This is a genomic window from Actinomadura sp. RB99 (assembly GCF_014706005.1).
Lineage (GTDB): Bacteria > Actinomycetota > Actinomycetes > Streptosporangiales > Streptosporangiaceae > Spirillospora.
Map to the genome: position 1 here is coordinate 1 of NZ_JABMCA010000192.1, position 807 is coordinate 807.

Annotated in this window: 1 rRNA gene; it reads left to right on the top strand. The window is 57.6% G+C overall.

The features are described 5' to 3' along the window. Positions 1-807: ribosomal RNA gene (locus tag amrb99_RS49510) — 23S ribosomal RNA — on the top strand; the annotation flags it as partial.

Here is an 807-nt window from a genome sequence, read left to right on the forward strand (position 1 = left end):
AATAGTCGCATGCTGTAGACCCGAAGCGGGGTGATCTAGCCATGGGCAGGGTGAAGCGCCGGTAAGACGGTGTGGAGGCCCGAACCCACCAGGGTTGAAAACCTGGGGGATGACCTGTGGTTAGGGGTGAAAGGCCAATCAAACTCCGTGATAGCTGGTTCTCCCCGAAATGCATTTAGGTGCAGCGTCGCGTGTTTCTTGCCGGAGGTAGAGCTACTGGATGGCTGATGGGCCCTACCAGGTTACTGACGTCAGCCAAACTCCGAATGCCGGTAAGTGAGAGCGTGGCAGTGAGACTGCGGGGGATAAGCTTCGTAGTCGAGAGGGAAACAGCCCAGATCATCGGCTAAGGCCCCTAAGCGTGTGCTAAGTGGGAAAGGATGTGGAGTTGCTGTGACAACCAGGAGGTTGGCTTAGAAGCAGCCACCCTTGAAAGAGTGCGTAATAGCTCACTGGTCAAGTGATTCCGCGCCGACAATGTAGCGGGGCTCAAGCACACCGCCGAAGCCGTGGCATTGACACGTAAGTGTTGATGGGTAGGGGAGCGTCCTGCAGCCGGTGAAGCCGCCGAGTGATCGAGTGGTGGAGGCTGTGGGAGTGAGAATGCAGGCATGAGTAGCGAATGGAGAGTGAGAAACTCTCCCGCCGGATGACCAAGGGTTCCTGGGGCAGGCTAATCCGCCCAGGGTAAGTCGGGACCTAAGGCGAGGCCGACAGGCGTAGTCGATGGACAACGGGTTGATATTCCCGTACCCGCTGGTATGCGCCAACGCTGAATCCTCTGATGCTAACCACCCGAACCTGGTT